Source organism: Pseudomonas sp. BBP2017 (genome assembly GCF_003024385.1).
In the GTDB taxonomy this organism is placed as follows: domain Bacteria; phylum Pseudomonadota; class Gammaproteobacteria; order Pseudomonadales; family Pseudomonadaceae; genus Aquipseudomonas.
The window spans coordinates 522,436-543,863 of sequence record NZ_PVZN01000002.1; the positions used below are offsets into that span (position 1 = coordinate 522,436).

Below are 21,428 nucleotides of genomic sequence, written 5' to 3' on the forward strand. Positions count from 1 at the left end.
CGCCCGTTTCGTGTTGCAGGACGCAGGTCAGAAGCTGTACATCATGCCCAGCGCAACGCTCTTGATACTGGTGTCGTAGAAGTCGATGTTGCTGTCCTCTTCGCCATAATTGACCGCAGTGCGCAGTTTCCAGTCCTTGAGGCCGAACGGCTCCTTGAGGGTCGCGGCCAGGGAAACGCCATAGCGGTCGACATCTTCAGTCTTGCGGTAGATCGGGTTGGTGTCGTCGCTTTCCAGCTTGCCGACCAGAGCGTTGACCGCCAGTTCCCAGTTCTGCAGGCCGAGGTAGGCATAGTTGAGCTGGAACTGATAGCCGTCCATGGCCATGGCATCCCCGTCCAGATCGTGATTGATATAGCTCAGCGTCGGGATCAGGATGTGATCGTTAGAAGGGCTCCAGCGGTAGCTGACATCGAATTTCTTGAGGTCGCCTTCCCGGTCGAGCAGGTCGCGTTGCGCCGCGTTCAGGCCCAGGAAGGTACCGCTGCGTTCGTCATCCAGTTCAATCGTGCGCTGGGTGTAGGTGACATCAAAGTCCGATTCCAGAATGTGTTCCCAGCCCAGGCGAACGCCACTGCTCATTTGGTCGGTCTCGTCACGGTCAAAGCCCACCACATAGGGGTCTTCCCAGACTTCGGTGGGGCTGGAAGCAATGACGCTGGCCCGCAGGTTACCCAGGCTGCCGACGCCTTGACGCACGCCGATGCCGAAGGTGCTGTCCTGGGTGAGGAAGTCTTCAAGCTCCGTACCGCCGAAGATCTGTGTACGGCTGGCGGAGAAGGTATAGGACAGGCCAAAGTCCAGCAGTACTCGCGAGTAGTCCTTGTTGTCGGGCGAGCTGGTCAGGGAATCGATGGACTCGTCGCTGACTTCAGTGCCGCCGACCTTGGCCAGGGTGTTGCTCTCCAGCGAGTTTGCGCTAGCGCCAAAAAATACGTAACCGGAGAATCCTTCTTCCTTTGGGATCTTGTCATAGGCTTGAGCGGACAATGCGAGCGTCGAGCCCAAAACAGAGAAAAGCAGCTTGCGCATGGTAATGCTCCTGAAAAGAGTCCCCCGGACCCGAATACGGAAAAATACAGGCGCCGGGGACGGAGTCTCCGTAGCGTCTGCCTGATTAAAGCTGTGAATTGTTACCCCGCAAGTCAGTCGAGCAAATTTGCGATAACTATTATGAAAAAAGCGGGGAAAGGTGGATGTACATCCAAAGATGGACGCTGTCGTAGCCGTCGGCTGGTGAACCGAGCGTCCGTTCAGGAGGCTGAGCGCAGCCGGGTGTGAGGCGAGGCGCAGAGAAGGAACACTTCACTACGCCTCAGGCCGCATGCAGGGGTACGACGTAAAGTAGCCCGGCCTGAGGGGGGGCAGGCAGTAGGACCGCTACATGATGCGGATATATAACCGGTTCACGTGCCAATCCTGGCCCTACTGAGTTCAGTGCAGTGGTTTTTTCAATCTTCTCGCACGTTCTGATAAAGCATCAGCCGTGAGGTTTCGTGCAGGCCACGGGTCAGGTCGCGTAGACGGATAAACTCCTCGGGATGCTGCTCGGCAACGTTGTCCAACGGGGTCAGCGAGGACAGGTCATGTAGGGTCGGGTTGCTGCCGTCATGCTCCATCTGCAGCAGGTAGTCCTTGGTTATCCCTCCGATCAGCGGGAAGGTGCCTTCGCGAAGGACCAGTGGTACCACACGTTCGCCTTCCGCCGCTGGCTGTTGGATATCGCGGCCCATGGCTCGGGTGCGGAACTCCATGCCGATCATGCCCAGTACCGTCGGCAACAAGTCCGTGAGGCCGACCGCCTCATCGATCACCCGTGTACCCAGCAATTTCGGCGCATGAATCAGCATGGGCACGTTGTTGCTCTCGATCCCCAGCTTTTCGTAGGCAGGCAGCATGTGCGGAATCTGACTGATACGGGTGTTGTGGTCGCCGAACATGACGAAGATGGTGTTGTCGTACCAACCGCCTTTCTTGGCGATTTCCATCAGGCGGCCGATGTTGAAGTCCAGCAGGCGCACGGCATTGTATTGCGCCACGGTACGTGAGCCGGCGTTCTGCACGGTTTCGAGCGGCAGGTCGAGGACTTCGAAGCCGTCGTTTTGCTTGGGAATGGTGAAGGGGCGGTGGTTGCCCGCAGTCTGGATGTAGGCGAAGAAGGGTTTGTCCTGTTGACTCAGGATCCGATCGCTTTCCTTGAACAGGTCCAGGTCCGAAACACCCCAAACATCGACCATCGGCGAAGTCCAGTGCTGCTCCTCCAGCAAGTGAATGTCGTCGATACTTTGGCGGATCAGGGCATTCATGTTGGCCCAGCCGGAGTTACCGCCGATCATGTAGTACTTTTCGTAGCCCTGCAGTGAATTGACCAAACTGTTTTGCTTGGTAATCAATGGGTTGCGAGTAGCAGTTTCCTTGCGTGATACGTCAGGTACCCCGGAAATGCTCGCCCACACGGTTTTCGCCGTGCCCGTCACCGGTACGTAGAAGTTCTTGAAAAACCAGCTCTCTTTGGCCAGACGGTCGAGGTTCGGCGTCGGGTTGAGTGGGTTGCCGTACGCGCCCACAGCAGTGGTGCCCAGTGATTCGAGCATGATGAAGACGACATTGGGCCGACGCTCGCCCTGGATGGCGTAGGGTTGCGGGCCTTGGGTACGGCTGAAGTTCAGGTTGGTGGCATCTGGCTGATCAACACCCAGGTATCTGCTGACGACGCCGTAATGGCTCCTGACCTGATCCAGATCGTAGGGCTTTTGTGGGACCTTCAGCGTGTCGTATAGGAAAATCACCGGGTTCAGGCCCAGTGCGGCGATCTGGTTGTCTCCGGAGTAGAACGCATCGCTCCAGCGCAAGGGCACCGGGTTCTTCAGGTTGATGTTTTCGACGCGGCCCAGCAGCCCCAGGAACACCACGACCACCATCAATGCGCTACCCCAGGCCAACTTCCAACGGCTGATGGCCTTGGCTGGACGATCAAGGGTAATGCGCTCCAGACGCACCAGCAGCCACCAGACCAACGCAGTAGCCGCCAGCCAGCCGAGAGTGATCCAGATCACCGGGTAGGTCTGCCAGACCATGCCGGCGGAGATCTGCGCATCTTCAAGGAAGCGGAAAACGGTGGCGTTAATGCGCAAGCCGAGGTAGGCGTAATGGCCGAAGTCGACAATGTAGATCAGCAGCACAGTCGCCAGTGCCGCGGCCAGGTAGACGCGGACCAGCCAGCGCAGCAGCCGTGAGCGGGTCAGGTTCCAGGCCGGCAACCAGGTCAGCAACGCCACCGGCAGCATCAGCAAAATGGCCAGGCGCAGGTCGAAACGCAGACCGATGCCCAGGGTTTGCGGCACCGCATCGACTTTCTGCAGGGAACTGACATCGAAGCCGGAGAAGCCGAAAAAGAACAAACCGCGCAGCGCGGCGAGCGTCAGAAACAGGATCGCAATTGCGCCGAACCAGTAATGCAAGCGTCGAGAGTAAAGCCAATCCATTGTTGCAACCTCAGTAAATCGAACAGTTCGGTTAGTCATACATGCCCGTCAAAGCTCGGCTTCGAGCTTCAACTTGCGCCGTGCCATGGCGCTAAACCAGGCCGTCTTCAGGCCCGTGACAATCAGCGCCGTCCAGCAGTAAACAGCGATGAAGGGGTCGAGCAGGTAGTCCCAGTAGTTGGGCGAGGGTTTGAGTTGCAGGCTGAACGCAAGTGTGGCCAGCCCGAGCATGCAGACGACCAGGCCGTTGCGCACCAGGATAAATACAAGCGTCAGCAGCCCGATCCCCAGGAGCAGGGGCCGCGGATTATAGCCAAGGCGATAGGGGTCAAAGTAGGTCAGGCCCAGGGTAGAGGGGTAAAGCACCAGGGCCAGCCCGGAAAACAGCAAGAGCAATTGCACCCTGGACACCGGCTGCAGGCGGTTGGTCACCCCCATGCGCACGAGTGCGGCATACAGCAGCCCCACCAGGGTCGTGGTCGCCACATCATCGGTGACGCCGCGCAAGTAGGCCGCCAGCGGTAACCCATCGACGGGCAGGAAACTGACCGCCAGAAAACCTGCCAGCAGCGCGATCTTAAGGCCGGTGCGCTGGTTGAAAAAAGCCACCAGAACGAACGCCAGCAGGGTGAAAGTCAGATGGGCTTGCCAATATTCAAGCATTAGGGTTGCTCCCTGAGCCAGGCGTCATTGAAGCTGACATGCTTGATGAACGTGTTATTCCAGGAATAGACCAGGTGGTAACGTCCTTCACTGCTCTTGATGAAGTACGGGTACTCGTACTCGAAATCACAGCCATGTTTTTTGCACATCCGGTCATCCAGTTGTGCCAGAAAACCTTCAACCAGGGGTTGGCGGCGCGGGCCGGAGGAGAGCAGGAAGTTTGCGCTGATGATCTCCCGATAGGCCTCGGGGGTGAAGGGGTCGCCTTCAGGGTCCGGCGACACGTCGAGATCTTTCACTGGCGACCAGATACCCAGGGTGGCATCGGCTTCCATCAGGCGCAGGCGAAAACGGCCCTCTTCAAGGTCATTGAGTGCTACCAGCACGCCCTGATCCGGGGTGCCGATAGCCGCCAGCGATGAGTTGGGATTGGCCAGACCCGGCAGGGGATACGGCGCGCTCCAGGTCTGCCCGGCATCTTCCGTGCGGCTGGCCAGTACCTTGTGGTGCGTATCACCAGCATAACGCAGCATCGCCAACGCAGTCCTTTCGCCCGTCGGCACGATCGTCGGCTGGAGCGAATACTGGCCGCGGCTGATGCGAAACTTGTCCAACACCTCACCTGTTGGGCTTATGTAGAGATATTCGGCGAACTTGCCGAGAAACTCGTGATAAACGGGGAGGCCAATGGTGCCGTCCGCATGAAAGACCGGGGAATTACGGACCAGGGTGCTGATATTGAGAAATGGCGTGGTCACGAGCTGTTGGGGGCGCGACCAGTTAGTGCCGAAATCATCCGAGTACATGGCATTGATGGCGCTACCAGCCCAACCGCCGATCGAGACCGAAACGTAGAACAGCCACAGGCGGTTGTTCGGGGCCAGGGCAATGACCGGGTTACCCAGCTTGCGAATATGTTTGCCCGTTGCCGCCTGTGTGGATTCGCGGGTGGCCAGGACCAGTTCCTCGCCCCATTCACCTGCGCTGGCAATAAAGTGTGCGCCGCGCACTTGTACGTCGGCGGCACCTTCGCGCGAGCCAGCGAACCACACTGCCATCAGATCCCCGTTGGGTAACGAGGTGACGGAGGAAGCGTGGACGAACTCGTCCAGGTCAGAGGATACGAAACGACTCGTATAGAAAGGAGCTTCGCAGGTACTGAGTTCAGGCCCCGCCTTTTCGCCGGTATAAAAGCTGGCTACCGGTTGGTCAGGATGGAGCCACCAGGCATACGTAAAAATGGAGCACATCGCAGCAATCGCGAGGCCCTTTGTGAGCCCTTGGCGTTTTATCGACTGTATTATCAAAGTCATTCTCACACTAATACACGCAACCCCACGCCTGGCGCGAGGAACATCGATCTAAAGCTCGACAGCGAATGTGCGATCTTGCCTTGGTGGCAATGGATTGCTTTTATAATGGATTGACTCGACTGGCTGTAGGTGGGGAGTGCAGGGGAGTAGAAGCACCCTGGGGGTGCATCCGCATCAGGAACGAGCCCTGCACGCAATGTGATCTCGTGAATCTACGCTTCCCAGCCAGCCCCACTCAGCGCAGCCTGCGCCAAGGGGTGCAGCTCTGCTCCCTTATGCGCCATCTGCCAGGTCAGCAACTCCTTACGCATACCGGGCGTCCAGTACATCTGTAGATGATTGCGCACACCGAGCACGGCCTGTTGCTGATCTGGTTCGCTGGCGAAGTACTGGGCGATCTGGTTGGCCATCTTGATCAGGTTGTCGGTACTCATCGCCGTACCTGCGCTTTTGTCCCGGCGCTACGCTCATGGCGACGTTCGTCGAGCAGGCGTTGTTGTTCGTCGCTGAACGCCTGATGGCGTTTTTGCCACTCGGAAGGATGGTAAACGCGGCTGACCTGCACGGCGGTTACCTTGTACTCCGGACAGTTGGTGGCCCAATCGGAGTTGTCGGTGGTGATCACGTTGGCACCCGATTCAGGGAAGTGGAAGGTAGTGTACACCACGCCTGGGGCAACCCGCTCGGTGACCCGCGCCCGCAGTACGGTCTGTCCGGCGCGGCTGCCGATGCCGACCCAGTCGCCTTCGTTGATGCCGCGGTTCTCGGCGTCGCTCGGGTGAATTTCCAGGCGGTCTTCGGCGTGCCAGGCGACGTTGTCGGTACGCCGGGTCTGGGCGCCGACGTTGTACTGGCTGAGAATGCGCCCGGTGGTCAACAGCAACGGATAGCGACTGTTAACCTTTTCATCGGTGGGTACGTAGCCGGTGAGCATGAAGCGTCCCTTGCCACGCACGAATTCTTCGACGTGCATGATCGGCGTGCCGTCCGGTGCCGCAGCGTTGCATGGCCACTGCAGGCTGCCATGGCGTTCCAGTGAGGCGTAGCTGACGTTGCTGAACGTCGGCGTCAGGCTGGCGATTTCATCCATGATTTGCGATGGATGCTGGTAGTTCATCGGATAGCCCAAGGCGTTAGCCAGGGCCACCGTGCCTTCCCAGTCGGCCTTGCCGCTCAGAGGCTCCATGACTTTGCGTACCCGGGAGATGCGTCGCTCGGCGTTGGTGAAGGTGCCGTCTTTTTCCAGGAACGAGGCACCCGGCAGGAACACATGGGCGAACTTGGCGGTTTCGTTGAGGAAGATGTCCTGAACCACCACGCATTCCATGGCCGACAGCGCCGCGGTGACGTGCTGGGTATTAGGGTCGCTCTGGGCGATGTCTTCGCCCTGGCAGTACAGGCCCTTGAAGCTGCCGGCCAGTGCAGACTCGAACATGTTGGGGATGCGCAGGCCCGGATCGGGCTGCAGAGTGACGTTCCAGGCCTTTTCGAACTGCGTCCGTACCCCCTCGTTGGAGACGTGTCGGTAACCGGGCAGTTCGTGGGGGAAGGAGCCCATGTCGCAGGAACCCTGAACGTTGTTCTGCCCACGTAGCGGGTTCACCCCCACGCCTTCGCGGCCGATGTTGCCAGTAGCCATGGCCAGGTTGGCGATGCCCATGACTGCGGTACTGCCCTGGCTGTGCTCGGTGACGCCCAGGCCGTAGTAGATCGCCGCGTTGCCGCCGGTGGCATACAAGCGCGCAGCGGCACGGATGTTGGCAGGCTCTACGCCGCAGACAGGGCCAAGGGCTTCTGGTGAGTTTTCCGCGCGGCTGACGAACGCTTTCCAACGAACGAAATCGCTGCCCTCGCAACGGGCGTCGATAAAGCCCTGGTTGAGCAGACCTTCGGTGACGATGACGTGGGCCAGGGTGTTGAGCATGGCGACGTTGGTGCCCGGGCGCAGGGCCAGGTGCAGTTCGGCGCGGGCATGCACCGAGTCCACCAGATCAATGCGACGTGGGTCGATGACGATCAGCCGTGCGCCTTCACGCAGGCGGCGTTTGAGCAGGGAGGCGAACACCGGGTGAGCGTCGCTGGGGTTGGCGCCCATCACCAGGATCACGTCGGCCTGCATCACCGAGTCGAAACTCTGAGTGCCGGCAGACTCGCCCAGGGTTTGCTTCAGGCCATAGCCGGTCGGTGAGTGGCAGACCCGCGCACAGGTGTCGACGTTGTTGTTGCCAAACGCGGCACGCACCAGTTTTTGCACCAGGTAGGTTTCTTCGTTGGTGCAGCGGCTGGAGGTAATGCCGCCAATGGCGTCGCGACCGTATTTTTTCTGCAGCCGGCGCAATTCACTGGCGGCGTAGGTTACTGCTTCATCCCAGCTGACTTCCTGCCAAGGGTCGTGAATGGACGTGCGGATCATCGGTTTGGTGATGCGATCCGGATGGGTGGCGTACCCCCAGGCAAAGCGCCCTTTGACGCAGGAATGGCCGTGGTTGGCCTGGCCGTTCTTGTCCGGAACCATGCGTACCAGCTGGTCGCCTTGCATCTCGGCACGGAACGAACAGCCCACACCGCAGTAGGCGCAGGTGGTGATCACGCCATGTTCGGGCTGACCCAGTTCGACCACGCTTTTCTCCATCAGCGTCGCGGTCGGGCAGGCTTGCACACAGGCACCGCAGGACACGCATTCTGAGTCGAGGAAGTTGTCGCCACCGGCGGCGGCTACCCGGGATGCGAAACCGCGCCCGGTAATTGTCAGGGCAAAAGTGCCTTGAATTTCTTCGCACGCGCGTACGCAGCGGTTGCAGACGATGCACTTGCTCGGGTCGAATTCGAAGTAGGGGTTGGAGGTGTCTTTATTGTCGGCCAGATGGTTGGCGCCTTCATAGCCGTAGCGCACTTCACGCAGGCCGACCTGGCCGGCGACGGTTTGCAGCTCGCAGTTGCCGTTGGCCGAGCAGGTCAGGCAATCGAGCGGGTGATCGGAGATGTACAGCTCCATGACGTTGCGGCGCAGGGTCGCAAGCTTCGGCGTCTGGGTGTGCACGCTCATGCCTTCGCTGACCGGCGTGGTGCAGGACGCCGGGTAGCCGCGCATGCCGTCGATCTCCACCAGGCACATGCGGCAGGAGCCGAAGGCTTCCAGGCTGTCGGTGGCGCACAGTTTGGGAATGGTGGTGCCCAGCAGCGCGGCAGCGCGCATCACTGAGGTGCCTTCGGGCACGCTGATGCTGCGGCCGTCGATGTTCAGGGTGATTTGCACCTGGCTGTCGCGGGCTGGAGTGCCGAGATCGATATCGGTTTTCGGGTCGAAGAGGGTGATCATTGGTCGGCCTCCGAAGCTTGCAGACCGAAGTCGGCGGGGAAGTGCTTGAGGGCGCTGAGGACCGGATAGGAGGTCATGCCGCCCAACGCGCACAGCGAACCGTATTGCATTGTGTCGCACAGGTCCTTGAGGATGATTGCCTGCTCATCGCGACCGCTCTGCTCAGGCGCGGCCAGCAGACGGTCGATCACCTCAACGCCACGGGTCGAGCCAATGCGGCATGGGGTGCATTTGCCACAGGATTCCTCGGCGCAGAACTGCATGGCAAAACGCGCCATGCGGGCCATGTCCAGGCTGTCGTCAGCCACCACCACACCACCGTGACCGAGCATGGCGCCGAGGGCGGCGAAGGCTTCGTAATCCAGCGGCGTGTCGAACTGCGACGGCGGTACCCAGGTGCCGAGAGGGCCGCCAACCTGCGCGGCCTTCAGCGGCCGGCCACTGGCGGTACCACCACCGTAGACTTCCACCAGTTCCCGCAGGGTCAGGCCAAAGGCCCGTTCCACCAGGCCGCCGTGACGAATATTGCCCGCCAGCTGGAAGGGCATGGTGCCGAGGGAGCGGCCCATGCCGTAGTCGCGGTAGAACTGCGCACCCTTGGCCAGAATCAGTGGCACCGAGGCCAGCGTCAATACGTTGTGCACCAGGGTCGGCATTCCGAACAGCCCCTGCAACGCGGGGATCGGCGGCTTGGCGCGGACGATCCCGCGCTTGCCTTCGAGGGAGTCCAGCAGCGCGGTTTCCTCACCGCAGATGTAAGCGCCGGCACCGACCCGCACTTCCATATCGAAGGCCAGTCCGCTGCCACCGACATTGGCGCCGAGGCAACCGGCGGACCGGGCAATGTCCAGCGCCTCGCGCAGGGTGGCCACGGCTTGTGGATATTCCGAGCGTACATAGATGTAGCCGTAGCTGGCGCCGACGGTGATACCGGCTATGGTCATGCCTTCGATCAGCAAGAAGGGGTCGCCTTCCATCAACATGCGGTCGGCGAAGGTGCCGGAATCGCCTTCGTCGGCGTTGCAGACAATGTATTTCTGCGCAGCCTGAGTGTCGCGGACCGTGCGCCATTTGATTCCGGCCGGGAATGCCGCGCCGCCACGGCCCCGCAGACCCGATTCGAATACGCTGGTTGCGGTGTGCTCGCCGCCCAGGGCGATGGCCCGGCTCAAGCCTTCGAAACCACCGTGAGCCCGGTAATCCTCGAGGGACAGTGGCCGGGTAATGCCGGCGCGGGCAAACAACAGGCGTTGTTGAGTCTTTAGATAAGGCAACGCCTCTACCAGCCCCAAGGCCAACGGATGAGCGGGTGGCTCGCCTTGCAGCGCATCAAGCAAGGACGTCACATCGGCAGCGGTCAGCGGGCCGAAGCCGATACGACCTTGTGGGCTGTCCATTTCCAGAAGCGGTTCCAGCCAGTACAGGCCGCGCGAGCTGGTGCGTTGCAAGTCCAGCGGCAGATTGCGCTCCCGGGCCTGAGTGGCAAGGGCCACGGCCACCTCATCGGCGCCCACGGCACGGGCAAGAGAATCACAGGGCAGATAAAGCGTCGGCATCATGCGTCCTCCCGGCAAGCATCGAGCAGGGCATCCAGACGCTCGGCGTTGAGCCGCGCATGCACCTGACCATCCAGTTCCAGGGCGGGCGAGCAGGCGCAGGCGCCGAGGCAATACACCGGGCGCAGACTGATGTTGCCGTCGGCACTGCTGCCGTGGTCGTCCAGTTGCAGACGTTCGCGCAACTGCGCGGCAAGCTGCTCGGCGCCGCGGCTCTTACAGGACTCGGCCCGACACAGACGCAGAATATGCCGCGCCGGCGGCGTGGTGCGAAAATCATGGTAAAAGCTGATTATTCCACGCAACTCGGCCTGACTCTGATTGAGGGCGTGGGCAATCTCGGGGATGACGGCATCCGGGATGTAACCGATGGTTTCCTGAATCTCATGAAGAATGGGCAGCAGCGCGCCGGGGGAGCCCTTGTAGCGCTTGAGCAGACAATCGACCTTTGGCAGGTGCAACATCTCATTAGGCATATGGCATTCCTCACGGTCACGGACAAACCTGGCAGTTGTCGGTCGTCCGCAAGTGTCGGCTGCGGCGTTTACACCACGTCACAGTGTCGTGGTACTTTCAGGCCGTTGGCCAGGGCACCCTGAGCGGGCATCTTGTTGGGCCCGCTGCGATCTCTGCTGCACCGCTTCAGGGCATATAAAGGCAGCTTGCCACGCTGCCTTTGATTGATATGTACCCAGACGACCCTTTGAGTTCTATTTGCGACCAGCTTTTCAGTCTAGAAGATCGAGGGCCAAAGTGTCATTTGCGGCAGACGCACTATGTCGGCGTATCAGCCTGGAACCGGGTCAGTCATGGTCGGTGTCGGAACACCTCAAGCGGGGCGGATTTTGATCCGTGGTCCAGGCTCGTGAATTTTTTGTGGCCTTTGAAGAAAGGTGGCATCCGGTACAAACACCATGGTGATAAGCAAGGCGCCAAGCAGTAATGACCGCAAGGCTACGGAAATGGCGTTCAACTCTAAGTGGGTTTTCTTGAGCTGAACCCAGCTAGACGTAGGGTTGACCACCAAATCCCCTCGGGAGTCGCTGCAGCCCCGGCATGGCGGTGAGCTTGTCCTTCCAGGTTTCGCGCCAATTATTGGCGATGTGAAGGCCCTTGGCTCTGCGCGCTGCGTTGCGTGCATCTTTACGGGCATCTTTGAATGCGTCGGTGCTGCGACAGCTGCGGCATTTCACGCGCGTCAGCTCAGTGGTTGAGATTAGATTATCGCCATGATGGCCGCAGGCGAGATGTCCGGCGACCTTAAAGTGAGTGATCATTGGTGAGCCTCCTCGTGATGAGTGCGGTGCAGGGAGCAATCCGATACGTAGCGCGGGAGCGCCCCCAGTAATCCAGTTTTTCAAGTCTGACCGATAGTGGGCCGATGTTCTGTTCGCTGAAGCACATATCTACAGCAGATAGCGGACTGAGCCGGTGCTGGCCGGCCAGGAAAGAACCGTGCTCGGCCCTCTACACATGTCACGTAGCGTCAAAGACGTGCTGGTTTTCTCCAAGGTCATCAAGGTCGGTCGACCTCGACGCTGAAGCAGCTTTGTGTCGTTGTTTCGCCGCTTGAATAGGGTGGTGGTGGAACCATAAGACCGCTAACGACCAGTAGCTCGCCTTCACCTGCGCATCATGTTTTGATTTTTTACATGAGCGACTATTTCGGCCGCTCTCTGCCCGCCAGAAGACTGGAAGCATTGTGTGCTTTCCGGATAACTCTTACAGATCTTAGGGGGAGTGAAAGTGTATTTTTACTCGCTCGCCTGACTCACGGGATCTTTACCGACGCATGGGCTGCAGGTTTTTTGCATCGGGCGAAATTGTTCACCTGCATTTGGAGTAATGTTCCTCCTGCCTATCACCGTCCCGCTCGACATGGCCTGGCTCATCTTTCCTGTGGTGAGGTCAGGGGAGAGAGTGACGATACCTCACAAGATAGCGCTCAATGTGATCGTCCCTAACGCTGAGTTATTGCACGTCTTGGTTGGACTTGCCCCTACAAAACCGGACACCAACTCCCCGTTAAATTGATGCTGCGGCCAAGCGCCTGAACTCCCTCGGCGAGCGATAGTTCAAAGCGCTGTGCGGATGCTGCTCGTTGTAATGCTCAAAGGCAATGGCCAGGTTGCGCAGCGCCGTTTCTCGATCCGGCTTGGGCATGTGCGCCACGTAATCGCGCTTGATCGTCTTCACGAAACTCTCGGCCATGCCGTTGCTCTGTGGGCTGCGCACTGGCGTGGTTACCGGCTGCAGGCCGATCTGCCGAGCAAACAGGCGCATCTGTTCGGCGGTGTAGGCCGAACCGTTGTCGCTTAGCCATTGCACCGGCGTGGTGGGCAGTTGATCACCAAAGCGCTTCTCCACGCTTTCCAGCATCAAGTCGCGGATGTCATCGCCGCTGTACCTGGTCGGGATGGCGACCCAGCCAATGGCTTCGCGATCACAGCAATCCAGGGCGAAGGTCACGCTCAGTTTGGCGCCGTCTTCGCAGCGGAACTCAAAGCCGTCCGAGCACCAGCGCGTATCGCTGGTTTGCACGGCAATACGGCCTTCGTGCCGACACGGCACGCCGGGCTGTTTGATTCGGCGCTCAAGCAGTAGTTTGTGATCACGCATCACTCGGTAAACCCGCTTCACATTGATTGCCGGCAGCGACTGGGTTTCACGGGTGCGACGCAGCAAACCCCAGACACGGCGGTAGCCATAGCTGGGCAGTTCGCTGACCTGATGCTGGATTTCAGCGACCAGATCCGCATCGTTAACAGGTCTGTTTCGCCGAGCTTTGGGCGATACCGATTGCTTGATTCGAACCGTTAATTGCGAGCGCGCCACACCGAGACATTCGCTGACCAGTTTCACTGGTCGTCCCCCGGCAACAAGGGTGAGTGCGCAATCCATTTTCGCGACCGGGCGATTTCCACGGCCTCTTTGAGGATTTCCGCTTCCATCGTTTTCTTGCCCAGCATGCGTTGCAGTTCACGAGTCTGCTTGAGCGCATCGCTCAGCTCGGAGGCCGGCACCACGGCTTCGCCAGCACTGACCGCCGACACGCTGCCGTCTTGGTACAGCTTGCGCCACAGGAACAGCTGGTTGGCATTGATGCCGTTGCGCCGAGCGACGACCGACACACTTTGTCCTGGCTCAAGGCTCTCGCGAACCATGGCCAGTTTTTGCTCTGGGCTCCAGCGGCGGCGCCGCTCCTGGCCCAAAAGCTCCCCACTCTATATCGTTGCTGTTAGTCATAAAAATAACCGTTTGCCTATCCCTTATCGTAAGGGGGAAACGGTGTCCTGTCTTTCATGGGGCTCGTTCATTGGTCTTGCTGCTCATACCACTTCATCAGCGGCAGAACCGACATGCCGTGTACCACGATAGAGACAGTGACGGTCACCAACGTCAACGTTATCAATTGTTGAGCCAAGTGGGGGTTCAGGCCATGGCGAATGGCGAACATCAGGTAAAAGATGGAACCTATTCCTCGTATCCCGAACCAGCAGATCATCGTGCGTTGTGGTTTGGGCATGTGTTCACCCAACATCCCAATCGCAACGGCTAGCGAGCGCAGGGGCACAAACAACAAGGGTATGAACCACCACAAAGCTGGCCAATACACCACGTAGGGCAGTAATGCCCCTACGAACAGTACCATTCCAAGTTCGGCCAACTTTTCGAGTTGTTCATTGAAGCCGATCACTGCGCTCGTCATGGTTGCGCTGGCATGGTGGGAGTGCGTGGCCAATGCCTTGTAGGTGTGGCCGCTCACGCCAGGTCTTGTGCTCAGTGATGCCGCGTCGGGCTGCGGTTGTTCCTTGACCCTTTGTAGCGCCAGACCCGCGGCGAATACTGCCAGGAAGCCGGATGCCAGGCTCAGTTGCGCAGCGCCATAAGCCATCGCCAGCAGACCGAGTGAGAGGAATTCGTCCAGACCTACGGCCTGTTTATAGCGCGTACGCAGGTGAACAACGAGGCTACCGATGATTGCACCTAACGTAGCGCCGATCAGCAGGCCTCCTGCTGTGGCCCAGATCAGGTCTATTGTCCACCAACGCCAGCCCCCCCTGCCGAGGTCGTGCAGCCCCAGGAGCCCGAGGCCGAGCATCACGAAGGGAAACGCCGTCCCGTCGTTCAAGCCACCTTCCCCGGAAAGGCTGAAACGCAGGCGATCTGGATGTACTTCACTGTTAGTTTGCACCCCAGAGGCCAGCACAGGGTCTGTTGGAGCAAGGATGCCTCCCAGCAACACAGCTGCCCCCAGTGGAAGCCCCAGTCCCCAGAAACCGACTGCTGTGATAAGCCCTACCGTGAGCACCATGGATATGAGCGCCAAGCGTAGCGGCAGCCTCCAGCGTCTGTCGGAGAATGGAACGGCACCCATCTTCAATCCCACATTGAACAGTGAGATAAGCACTGCGACCTCGGCGACCCATTCCAGCACATCGGCATGATCCGCAGGGTCCAGTGTGATCACCGCGAGCACCGCAGGCCCTAGCGTGTAGCCGACGAAAAGGTAGACCATGGCGCTGCTCAACAGCAACCGAGCGAGTAGGGTTCCACCCAGCACCATGGTGATGAGTAAAACCCCGAGGAGTAGTGACCATAGGGCAATAGACATGACAGTCAGTTAACCTGGGGCGCGTCGTAACCTTGTCTAGCATCCTCTACCGTAGGGCCAGGTACTACAGAAAACTGAATCTTTGTGCCCGAGTCTCCGGGAGGTGGAAATTCCCCTGCGGGTCTATCATTGTGAAAACAAATGTGGTTTCAGGCCATTGGCACCGTTGGTGAAATCATGTCTGAGCTTCCCCACCCGCTGCAGAACTGTCTGCTGGCGGCCTTGCCCATTGAGGTTCAAGAGCGGCTGATTCCCCAGTTAGAGTTGGTGGTCTTGCCCCTGGGCAAGGTCGTGTATGAGTCAGGTGATTCTCTGCAGTACGTCTATTTCCCTACCGACGCCATTATTTCCCTGCTTTACGTGATGGAAGACGGGGCCTCGGCGGAAATATCCGTGGTAGGCAACGAAGGACTCGTTGGTATAGCCGTGTTCATGGGCGGCGAAAGCACCCCAAGCCGGGCCATTGTGCAGAGCGCCGGGCACGCCTACCGGCTGGCGGGGCAGCGCCTGAAAAGTGAGTTCAATCGGCATGGCGAAATGATGCAGATGTTGCTGCGCTACACCCAGGCGTTAATTACTCAAATGGCACAAACGGCAGTGTGCAACCGCCATCACTCAATCGACCAGCAGCTTTGTCGTTGGTTGCTGCTATCACTGGATCGCTTGCCGAGTAATCAGTTGATCATGACCCAGGAACTGATCGCCAACATGCTTGGCGTTCGTCGCGAGGGCGTAACGGAAGCTGCGGGCAAACTGCAGAAACTTGGTGTGATCGAATACAGCCGTGGTCATATTGAGGTGTTAGATCGCGCGAAGCTTGAGGCGCTGAGTTGCGAGTGTTATGCCGTTGTAAAGAAAGAAACCGATCGTCTTCTTGCGCATACAGTCTTTAGCCATACCACTTCGCACTGAGTAGGCTCAACAGCCAGACTCACAGTGCGCCTCTGTACCTGTCGCTATCGTGCTGTTCCATCGTGAGGCTTGTAAAAGAAGAACTTTCCTGTTTCGACCGTCTTGGTGTATTGCTTGGCCCAGTCGGGCGTTACGCCTTTGCTATGGAATTACTGCGATTGGATCAGTCATGGTGTTCATGATTAAGCCTGTTGCAGCGAATACTGCTCTTCCATAGCTTCATTCTGTTTCTGAAGAGGGACATGATATGAACGCCATCGCACAGAGTAACCCGGGCGTGATTTTCAGGCTTCGGTGTTGATCGCGCGATAGCATTCGCATGACGCAGCCTCCAATCCCTTGCGGTCAAGGATGGTAATGTTACCGCGAGTGTATCGAATCAAGTTGCGCTGTTGCAGCGCACCGGCAGCCAAGGTCACCCCACTGCGCCTTACGCCAAGCATGTTGGCCAGGAGCGCGTGAGTTAGATAAAAATGGTTGTAGTGCGCACGGTCATGGGCCATCAGTAGCCAACGTGCAAGGCGCGGCTCGATCTCATGGAAATGGATGCAGGCTGCCGTTTGCGCCAGTTGCTTGAGCAACACATACAGGTATTTATTCAGCCGATGCAACAGCAAGGGATGATCGCGGAGCGCGACCTGCAACTGCATACAGTTCATTCGCAGGCTGCTGCCGGCCCCTTGTACGATCGCGTGCATGGGGGCAGTGTTGACCCCTAGGGCAAGGGTCGCACCGAGCATGCCTTCATAGCCGATTAGACCTATCTCAAGGGGTGGATGGCCGCGCAGCCCCGTCATCAGGGAAATAAATGCAGTACCTGGGAAGTATACATGCAGCATGGTCTGGCCGGGCTGATACAAAACCGTACCAAAGGCCAGGTCGACGCGCTCGCACTGATCCAGTATTGAGTTGAGGTCCTTTTTAGGCAGGCCCTGGAGCAGGCGGTTTTCCACCTGCCGTGGTGTTTTGGCTAGCACGCGTTTGTCCTGCAGCACTGTGACGGTGGCGAGAGTGGTACTGTATGGTCTCGTGCAGAAAGCTTGGACGACGTTCGCCTGATAGTCTGTTCGCTGCAGCACGCTCTCGTGGGTTTGCGAGAGTGAGTTCAGCACTCTGTCCACCGGCTTCGCTGTTTGTGCTTCCTAATCTCACCAGACTATTGAGTTGGATCAGCGTTTCAAATCTTCCTTCAGGTCCCCGAGACCTGCTTGAATAGTGCCAACGGTTTTCTCGATCTTTCCTCTTTCCTCCAGGCGTTTGTTGCCAACGGCTTTGCCTGCGACTTCCTTGATCGTGCCTTCAATTTCTTTAACCCTGCCTTTTACTTGATTCTTGTTCATGGTGTTCTCCAGTGTCTGTTTGCAATAAATTGTGCTTGTTGTCGCACGTTTATAGCGACCACGCTCAAGAGGTTCGGTGCAAAAGAGTTTCAAGTCTGTACGGCAACACACATACCTGCATACCAGCGGTCCGGAACTGTTGTTGTGCTCGCTTATTTATGGCACTCACCGTTTCCAGCGATGTGGATTGTGTGCGGTACCGTACAGAACGCCGCCAGCAAAGAGTTCACTCTGGTGTCGTAAAATCGCTGGGCATGCGCGGCAGCGATCAAGCCTGTTCTTTCGCGCGCTTGAGGAAATAGTCATGAGCGTGGGCACAATCCTATTAATCATCTTAATCCTGCTATTGATCGGTGTGCTTCCGAGCTGGCCGCACAGCAGGAGCTGGGGATACGGACCGACTGGCGGGTTGGGCATCGTGGTGATCATTATCATCGTGTTGCTGCTGATGGGGCGGATATAGCCGACTGACAGGTGTCAGTCGCACAACCAACGATGACTTCCTTTCTATTGCTGGCACTGGAGTTCAACAATGAAACATTCATTGCGATTGTTGTTTTCGATGTTTTTTGTCGTTTTGTCATTGGCATCAGCAGGGCTCATTAACAACGCTAGTGCTGCAACGGCCGCTGACCTAGACAAAGACTCGCAACAGGCCTTACAGATGCTCTACAAGGCACACCCATTGGCCGAAACCATGTCGCGCACCGCCAAGGCTGTGCTCGTATTCCCTAACATCGTTAAGGCGGGCCTAGTGTTTGGTGGCAGTTATGGTGAGGGTGAGTTGTTGATAGGTTCTAAAGTCGACGGCTACTACAACTCTGTGACTGGCTCCTGGGGGCTGCAGGCAGGTGCGCAATCCTACGCTTATGCAGTGTTCTTGATGACCGACAAAGCCCTTCAGTATGTACGTGATACGAAAGGCTGGGAGGTCGGTGTAGGGCCCACTGTCGTGGTTGTCGATCAGGGTGTGGCGAAAAATTTATCGAGTTCGTCGTTGCAACAGGATGCTTATGCGTTTGTCTTTGATCAGCAAGGATTGATGGCGGGCATCAGCATTGAGGGCTCCAAGATTTCGCTCATCAAGCGCTAGCCCAGCGCCCCGATCAATGTCGGGGCGTTCATCTCAGGAGCAATGCCCATGAAGATCTTGACCATAGAAGGCTGGTATAAGACCAGTAGCGAGGCGACCCATGCAAATCCATTTCCACGTCAGTGGGGCGGATCATGTGCGGCTTGAGGCGGCCGAAGAACAGCTGAAAAGGACCCAAGCGCCCGAGGCGATGGTCGATGTCGATATCAGTCAGATGGATTTGATCCTGCCTCAGGAGTATGCGCATTATCTGATGGCCAATACTGAATAGTACTGCACGAAACTGTCGATTTCTGGTCCAATCTGCTTTTTTAGGAAAAATTGCAGAGGCAACACTATCCTGCCACCGGAGGTAAAATGCGAAAACTAAGCACAAGACTTTCTTTTGTCGTCGAGATATTCGTGTCCGGACCACATCAAACGATAAAAAATTTTATCCGGCGAATCATAGTGGGCTGAGTACTTCTTCACGAACGCCGCATCTTCTAGGACCTCCAGCTGATATTCCAAGCTTTTTTGGAGATCGCCGACCCGTTCACAATCACCCGAGACACCATAGTCGTGCTCAAGCTGTTGCAGAATTTCCGAATACGACGACCCTAGCGGGTCCAGGCCGGACTCAATGCACGACAAAACTCTAAATATCAGCTCGTTGTCACGTCTCATATGGCACCCTCAGAGAAATTGACTGCTATAGGTAAATTCTATTCGTAATGCATTGTTTTCGAAACGAAAACACCAACTTTTTCGCAGTTGATGAGCTACTTTAGGGATTCTCCGAACAAGTCCTCAAATGTACTGAAATAAGCCTTCACCACCTGCCCAGAGGCCTCCACATGAGTTTCTCCGACTTTGAGTATGCCGGCAAGCGCAAAAACACCGCGAACGGTCACTGGATCAGGCGGTGCCTTGGAGCGGCTTGCAGGGCTTGATCGAACAGTATTCGGTTCCTGGAGCAGCAGGCAGGTACCCAGTCCTACTCCTATGCAGTGTTCCGGATGTCTGTCAACGCGAGATAGGGAGTAGGGCCAACCGCTGTCCTGGTCGATGATGCCTATGCGTTTGTCCTCGACCAGTAAGGTTTGAGGTCGGGTGTCAGCCTTGAAGGCACTCAAACGCTTATTCAGCCAGCGTCCCGGAAACATGGCAGCTGTCGGAATAGTGATTCTGATGATAGACGGTAATATTTGCGTAAACGCCGCCAAGAGTCCGGCGTTTGAGCCGATGCCGGAAAAATTTGGCGGCACGAATAATCGAATATTAATCAGCAGGTTATAACAAAATAGCAGGGCTTTAACTTTTTCAACACAGGGCGAGTCCAAGGATTGACCCCGAAATATATGTCGAGAACAAGGTACAATGGAGGCTCAAGAATCATCTGGAGGAATGTATGAGAAGGCAAATCGATACAGACTTCAGCTTAGGGCTGAATTACGTCTATTTGCGCCGAGGCTCACTTAATCCAATCGGAGAGTTCGCTAACGGTAAGTATCGCTCTTATCTGAGAGGTGGGAATATTTATAGATTGGACGGGGATGACATGTACGACCAGAACGATAACTTGCTCGGTACGATTGGGCGCTACCCCTACAGCGGCATGGTGATGAGCGGTCCTTTTGGTACCGACTGTGGTTTGGTTTTACGACCCGAGTAACATCGTCTCAAGCGCCCCCCCTGAAAGGCACCTGATTGTGAGCATTATCCGATTGTATGAAGCGCAGGATCTTCGTAACGGGCACATCGCTGAAATTCCGGGGCTATGCAGGATGAGGTCGATGAGTTGAAGACTTGTGAAGGTCTCGATGAAAGTGACGGTGTCGCTTATGGGGAGATCATCACATTCTCGCAAAGAACCCTAAGGTTGGGCCATATCAGTAGTTAACGGAGCAGACTGTGGGATTCATGTAGGAAAAAAGCTATTCGGTGTAGCAAAGCCAATTTTGTTCGCATCCAAAGGTCTCATAATAAGCCCCCAATAGCTGTACAAAAAAACAAAATGGTATAGATTTGTCGTAACGACCTGGTGAACACAATGATGACCACTCGGCTTTACCGTCAGCTTCTTCACGGTGTGTCTATTGCACTAATGCTGCATAGCACAGGGCTTTACGCTGGTTGGCGAGAGGTGATGCCTGAAAGTCGACAGGTGGGTGAAGGGCAGTTTCGTGTGTATGGCTTTTCCATCTATAGCGCGACGCTCTGGAGCACAGGTGCAATGTCGGGAGACTTTCGCGATTTTCAGAGTCCTTTTGCATTAGAGTTGGCATACAAACGCGCCATCAGTCGTGATGATCTTGTCTCAGCCAGTATCAAGGAAATGCGCCGCTTGGCAATCACCGGCCAGAGCCCAGAAGTACTAGCGCACTGGCGCCGTGAAATGACGTTGGCGTTTATGGATGTGCGCGCCGGAGACCGTATCACAGGGTTGTACTTACCCGGCGAAGGTACACATTTTTACATCGGAGCGGAACTACGGCACGTGGTGAAAGGCGAAGCATTTGCCCGAGCGTTCTTTGCGATCTGGCTCGACTCGCGCACACGGGATCCCGAGCTGCGTGCACAGCTGTTAGGGATCGCCAAGCCCTAATACTTACCCGGAATTGACCATGCTGAAGACATTATTAGTTTTTCTATGTATGTGCCTGGTCAGTTGCGGACAGGTCGATGTCCATCACTACGCTCAGGAGACGCCAAAGCTGGACGTGCGCAGGTTCTTCGAAGGCCGCGTGGAAGCTTGGGGGATGTTTCAAAAACGTTCGGGCGAAGTGGTCAAGCGCTTTCACGTACAAATCGTTGGTCATTCTGAAGGCAACAAGCTGGTTCTTGATGAATTCTTCACTTACAGCGATGGCACCAAGCAAAGACGGGTGTGGACCCTGAGTCCACAAGAGGCAGGCGTGTGGCTGGGTACTGCTGGTGACGTGGTAGGAGAGGCCCACGGCGAGGCGGCGGGAAATGCTTTGCGTTGGCGTTACGTGTTGAGCCTGCCAGTTGATGGCAAGGTGTATGAAGTTCATTTAGACGATTGGATGTACCTGCTGGATGAAGACATCCTAGTGAACCGCTCTTTCATGACTAAGTTTGGCATAGAGGTTGGTCAGGTCACCTTGTTCTTCCGTAAGCAGCGGTGAC

General features: G+C 57.2%; 20 protein-coding genes. 6 read left to right on the forward strand and 14 right to left on the reverse strand.

The window, feature by feature from the left end; translation table 11 throughout:
• Positions 1 to 27: 27 nt before the first annotated feature.
• The 11 genes from C6382_RS05235 to C6382_RS05290 form a co-directional block, all read right to left on the reverse strand.
• Complete coding sequence (locus C6382_RS05235) at positions 28 to 1,032, reverse strand: DUF2860 family protein (RefSeq protein WP_107023467.1); 1,005 nt, start codon at positions 1,030 to 1,032, stop codon at positions 28 to 30.
• A 419-nt stretch (positions 1,033 to 1,451) separates the two neighbouring features.
• On the reverse strand, positions 1,452 to 3,485 hold the full coding sequence (locus C6382_RS05240) for an LTA synthase family protein (RefSeq protein ID WP_107023468.1): 2,034 nt from the start codon (positions 3,483 to 3,485) through the stop codon (positions 1,452 to 1,454).
• A 48-nt stretch (positions 3,486 to 3,533) separates the two neighbouring features.
• Positions 3,534 to 4,148, reverse strand: coding sequence for a hypothetical protein (locus C6382_RS05245; protein WP_178082743.1), 615 nt, complete (start codon positions 4,146 to 4,148; stop codon positions 3,534 to 3,536).
• Entirely contained in the window at positions 4,148 to 5,461 is a 1,314-nt protein-coding gene (locus C6382_RS05250; RefSeq protein WP_178082744.1) for an exo-alpha-sialidase, read from the reverse strand. Before C6382_RS05250 ends, C6382_RS05245 begins: the two co-directional genes overlap by 1 nt.
• 212 nt (positions 5,462 to 5,673) lie before the next feature.
• Positions 5,674 to 5,895, reverse strand: coding sequence for a formate dehydrogenase subunit delta (locus tag C6382_RS05255; protein ID WP_107023470.1), 222 nt, complete (start codon positions 5,893 to 5,895; stop codon positions 5,674 to 5,676).
• Positions 5,892 to 8,780, reverse strand: coding sequence for a formate dehydrogenase subunit alpha (fdhF, locus tag C6382_RS05260; protein ID WP_107023471.1), 2,889 nt, complete (start codon positions 8,778 to 8,780; stop codon positions 5,892 to 5,894). The genes C6382_RS05255 and fdhF overlap by 4 nt, the downstream gene beginning before the upstream one ends.
• Entirely contained in the window at positions 8,777 to 10,339 is a 1,563-nt protein-coding gene (locus tag C6382_RS05265; protein ID WP_178082745.1) for an NADH-quinone oxidoreductase subunit NuoF, read from the reverse strand. The genes fdhF and C6382_RS05265 overlap by 4 nt, the downstream gene beginning before the upstream one ends.
• Positions 10,336 to 10,812, reverse strand: coding sequence for a formate dehydrogenase subunit gamma (locus C6382_RS05270; protein WP_107023472.1), 477 nt, complete (start codon positions 10,810 to 10,812; stop codon positions 10,336 to 10,338). Before C6382_RS05270 ends, C6382_RS05265 begins: the two co-directional genes overlap by 4 nt.
• A 528-nt stretch (positions 10,813 to 11,340) precedes the next feature.
• Entirely contained in the window at positions 11,341 to 11,613 is a 273-nt protein-coding gene (locus tag C6382_RS05275) for a hypothetical protein (protein WP_107023473.1), read from the reverse strand.
• 748 nt (positions 11,614 to 12,361) lie between these two features.
• Positions 12,362 to 13,500 (reverse strand): IS3 family transposase gene (locus C6382_RS05285; RefSeq protein WP_256588990.1). Its coding sequence is split into 2 segments (ribosomal slippage): positions 12,362 to 13,236 and positions 13,236 to 13,500, totalling 1,140 coding nucleotides; the frame shifts between segments, so codons are not numbered across the junction.
• Between the two features lie 149 nt (positions 13,501 to 13,649).
• Entirely contained in the window at positions 13,650 to 14,951 is a 1,302-nt protein-coding gene (locus C6382_RS05290) for a sodium:proton antiporter (RefSeq protein ID WP_107023475.1), read from the reverse strand.
• A gap of 177 nt (positions 14,952 to 15,128) precedes the next feature.
• Here C6382_RS05290 and C6382_RS05295 point away from each other — a divergent pair, with 177 nt between their 5' ends.
• Positions 15,129 to 15,863, forward strand: coding sequence for a Crp/Fnr family transcriptional regulator (locus C6382_RS05295; RefSeq protein WP_107023523.1), 735 nt, complete (start codon positions 15,129 to 15,131; stop codon positions 15,861 to 15,863).
• Between the two features lie 284 nt (positions 15,864 to 16,147).
• Here the strand turns inward: C6382_RS05295 and C6382_RS05305 are convergent, their stop codons facing one another.
• Positions 16,148 to 16,975: a Crp/Fnr family transcriptional regulator gene (locus C6382_RS05305; RefSeq protein ID WP_256588991.1), complete on the reverse strand. Its 828-nt coding sequence runs from the start codon at positions 16,973 to 16,975 to the stop codon at positions 16,148 to 16,150.
• A 57-nt stretch (positions 16,976 to 17,032) separates the two neighbouring features.
• Complete coding sequence (locus tag C6382_RS05310; RefSeq protein ID WP_107023476.1) at positions 17,033 to 17,203, reverse strand: CsbD family protein; 171 nt, start codon at positions 17,201 to 17,203, stop codon at positions 17,033 to 17,035.
• A gap of 304 nt (positions 17,204 to 17,507) precedes the next feature.
• Between C6382_RS05310 and C6382_RS05315 the strand changes: the two genes are divergently transcribed.
• The 3 genes from C6382_RS05315 to C6382_RS24005 all read left to right on the forward strand — a co-directional run bounded on the left by C6382_RS05315 (position 17,508) and on the right by C6382_RS24005 (position 18,567).
• The gene (locus C6382_RS05315) at positions 17,508 to 17,666 is read left to right on the forward strand and encodes a DUF3309 family protein (protein WP_107023477.1); all 159 of its coding nucleotides are present in this window, start codon (positions 17,508 to 17,510) and stop codon (positions 17,664 to 17,666) included.
• A gap of 69 nt (positions 17,667 to 17,735) precedes the next feature.
• Entirely contained in the window at positions 17,736 to 18,296 is a 561-nt protein-coding gene (locus C6382_RS05320; RefSeq protein ID WP_103400296.1) for a YSC84-related protein, read from the forward strand.
• 100 nt (positions 18,297 to 18,396) lie between these two features.
• Complete coding sequence (locus C6382_RS24005; RefSeq protein WP_158262099.1) at positions 18,397 to 18,567, forward strand: hypothetical protein; 171 nt, start codon at positions 18,397 to 18,399, stop codon at positions 18,565 to 18,567.
• A 490-nt stretch (positions 18,568 to 19,057) separates the two neighbouring features.
• Here C6382_RS24005 and C6382_RS23855 read toward each other — a convergent pair whose 3' ends face one another.
• Positions 19,058 to 19,618, reverse strand: coding sequence for a hypothetical protein (locus C6382_RS23855; RefSeq protein WP_146146891.1), 561 nt, complete (start codon positions 19,616 to 19,618; stop codon positions 19,058 to 19,060).
• Positions 19,619 to 20,328: 710 nt separating this feature from the next.
• Between C6382_RS23855 and C6382_RS05335 the strand changes: the two genes are divergently transcribed.
• On the forward strand, positions 20,329 to 20,883 hold the full coding sequence (locus C6382_RS05335; protein ID WP_371919559.1) for a chalcone isomerase family protein: 555 nt from the start codon (positions 20,329 to 20,331) through the stop codon (positions 20,881 to 20,883).
• 19 nt (positions 20,884 to 20,902) lie between these two features.
• A complete protein-coding gene (locus C6382_RS05340; RefSeq protein ID WP_107023480.1) occupies positions 20,903 to 21,427 on the forward strand; it encodes a DUF3833 domain-containing protein in 525 nt (174 codons plus the stop codon).
• The last annotated feature ends 1 nt before the right edge of the window (position 21,428 follow it).

Coding starts and splice junctions, on each gene's coding strand:
- fdhF (WP_107023471.1), bottom strand. CDS start 8,780: ATGATCACCCTCTTCGACCCGAAAACCGATATCGATCTCGGCACTCCA.
- C6382_RS05335 (WP_371919559.1), top strand. CDS start 20,329: ATGATGACCACTCGGCTTTACCGTCAGCTTCTTCACGGTGTGTCTATT.
- C6382_RS05315 (WP_107023477.1), top strand. CDS start 17,508: ATGAGCGTGGGCACAATCCTATTAATCATCTTAATCCTGCTATTGATC.
- C6382_RS05255 (WP_107023470.1), bottom strand. CDS start 5,895: ATGAGTACCGACAACCTGATCAAGATGGCCAACCAGATCGCCCAGTAC.
- C6382_RS05295 (WP_107023523.1), top strand. CDS start 15,129: ATGTCTGAGCTTCCCCACCCGCTGCAGAACTGTCTGCTGGCGGCCTTG.
- C6382_RS05235 (WP_107023467.1), bottom strand. CDS start 1,032: ATGCGCAAGCTGCTTTTCTCTGTTTTGGGCTCGACGCTCGCATTGTCC.
- C6382_RS05340 (WP_107023480.1), top strand. CDS start 20,903: ATGCTGAAGACATTATTAGTTTTTCTATGTATGTGCCTGGTCAGTTGC.
- C6382_RS05270 (WP_107023472.1), bottom strand. CDS start 10,812: ATGCCTAATGAGATGTTGCACCTGCCAAAGGTCGATTGTCTGCTCAAG.
- C6382_RS05245 (WP_178082743.1), bottom strand. CDS start 4,148: ATGCTTGAATATTGGCAAGCCCATCTGACTTTCACCCTGCTGGCGTTC.
- C6382_RS05320 (WP_103400296.1), top strand. CDS start 17,736: ATGAAACATTCATTGCGATTGTTGTTTTCGATGTTTTTTGTCGTTTTG.
- C6382_RS05290 (WP_107023475.1), bottom strand. CDS start 14,951: ATGTCTATTGCCCTATGGTCACTACTCCTCGGGGTTTTACTCATCACC.
- C6382_RS05275 (WP_107023473.1), bottom strand. CDS start 11,613: ATGATCACTCACTTTAAGGTCGCCGGACATCTCGCCTGCGGCCATCAT.
- C6382_RS05240 (WP_107023468.1), bottom strand. CDS start 3,485: ATGGATTGGCTTTACTCTCGACGCTTGCATTACTGGTTCGGCGCAATT.
- C6382_RS05310 (WP_107023476.1), bottom strand. CDS start 17,203: ATGAACAAGAATCAAGTAAAAGGCAGGGTTAAAGAAATTGAAGGCACG.
- C6382_RS24005 (WP_158262099.1), top strand. CDS start 18,397: ATGCAAATCCATTTCCACGTCAGTGGGGCGGATCATGTGCGGCTTGAG.
- C6382_RS05265 (WP_178082745.1), bottom strand. CDS start 10,339: ATGATGCCGACGCTTTATCTGCCCTGTGATTCTCTTGCCCGTGCCGTG.
- C6382_RS05250 (WP_178082744.1), bottom strand. CDS start 5,461: ATGACTTTGATAATACAGTCGATAAAACGCCAAGGGCTCACAAAGGGC.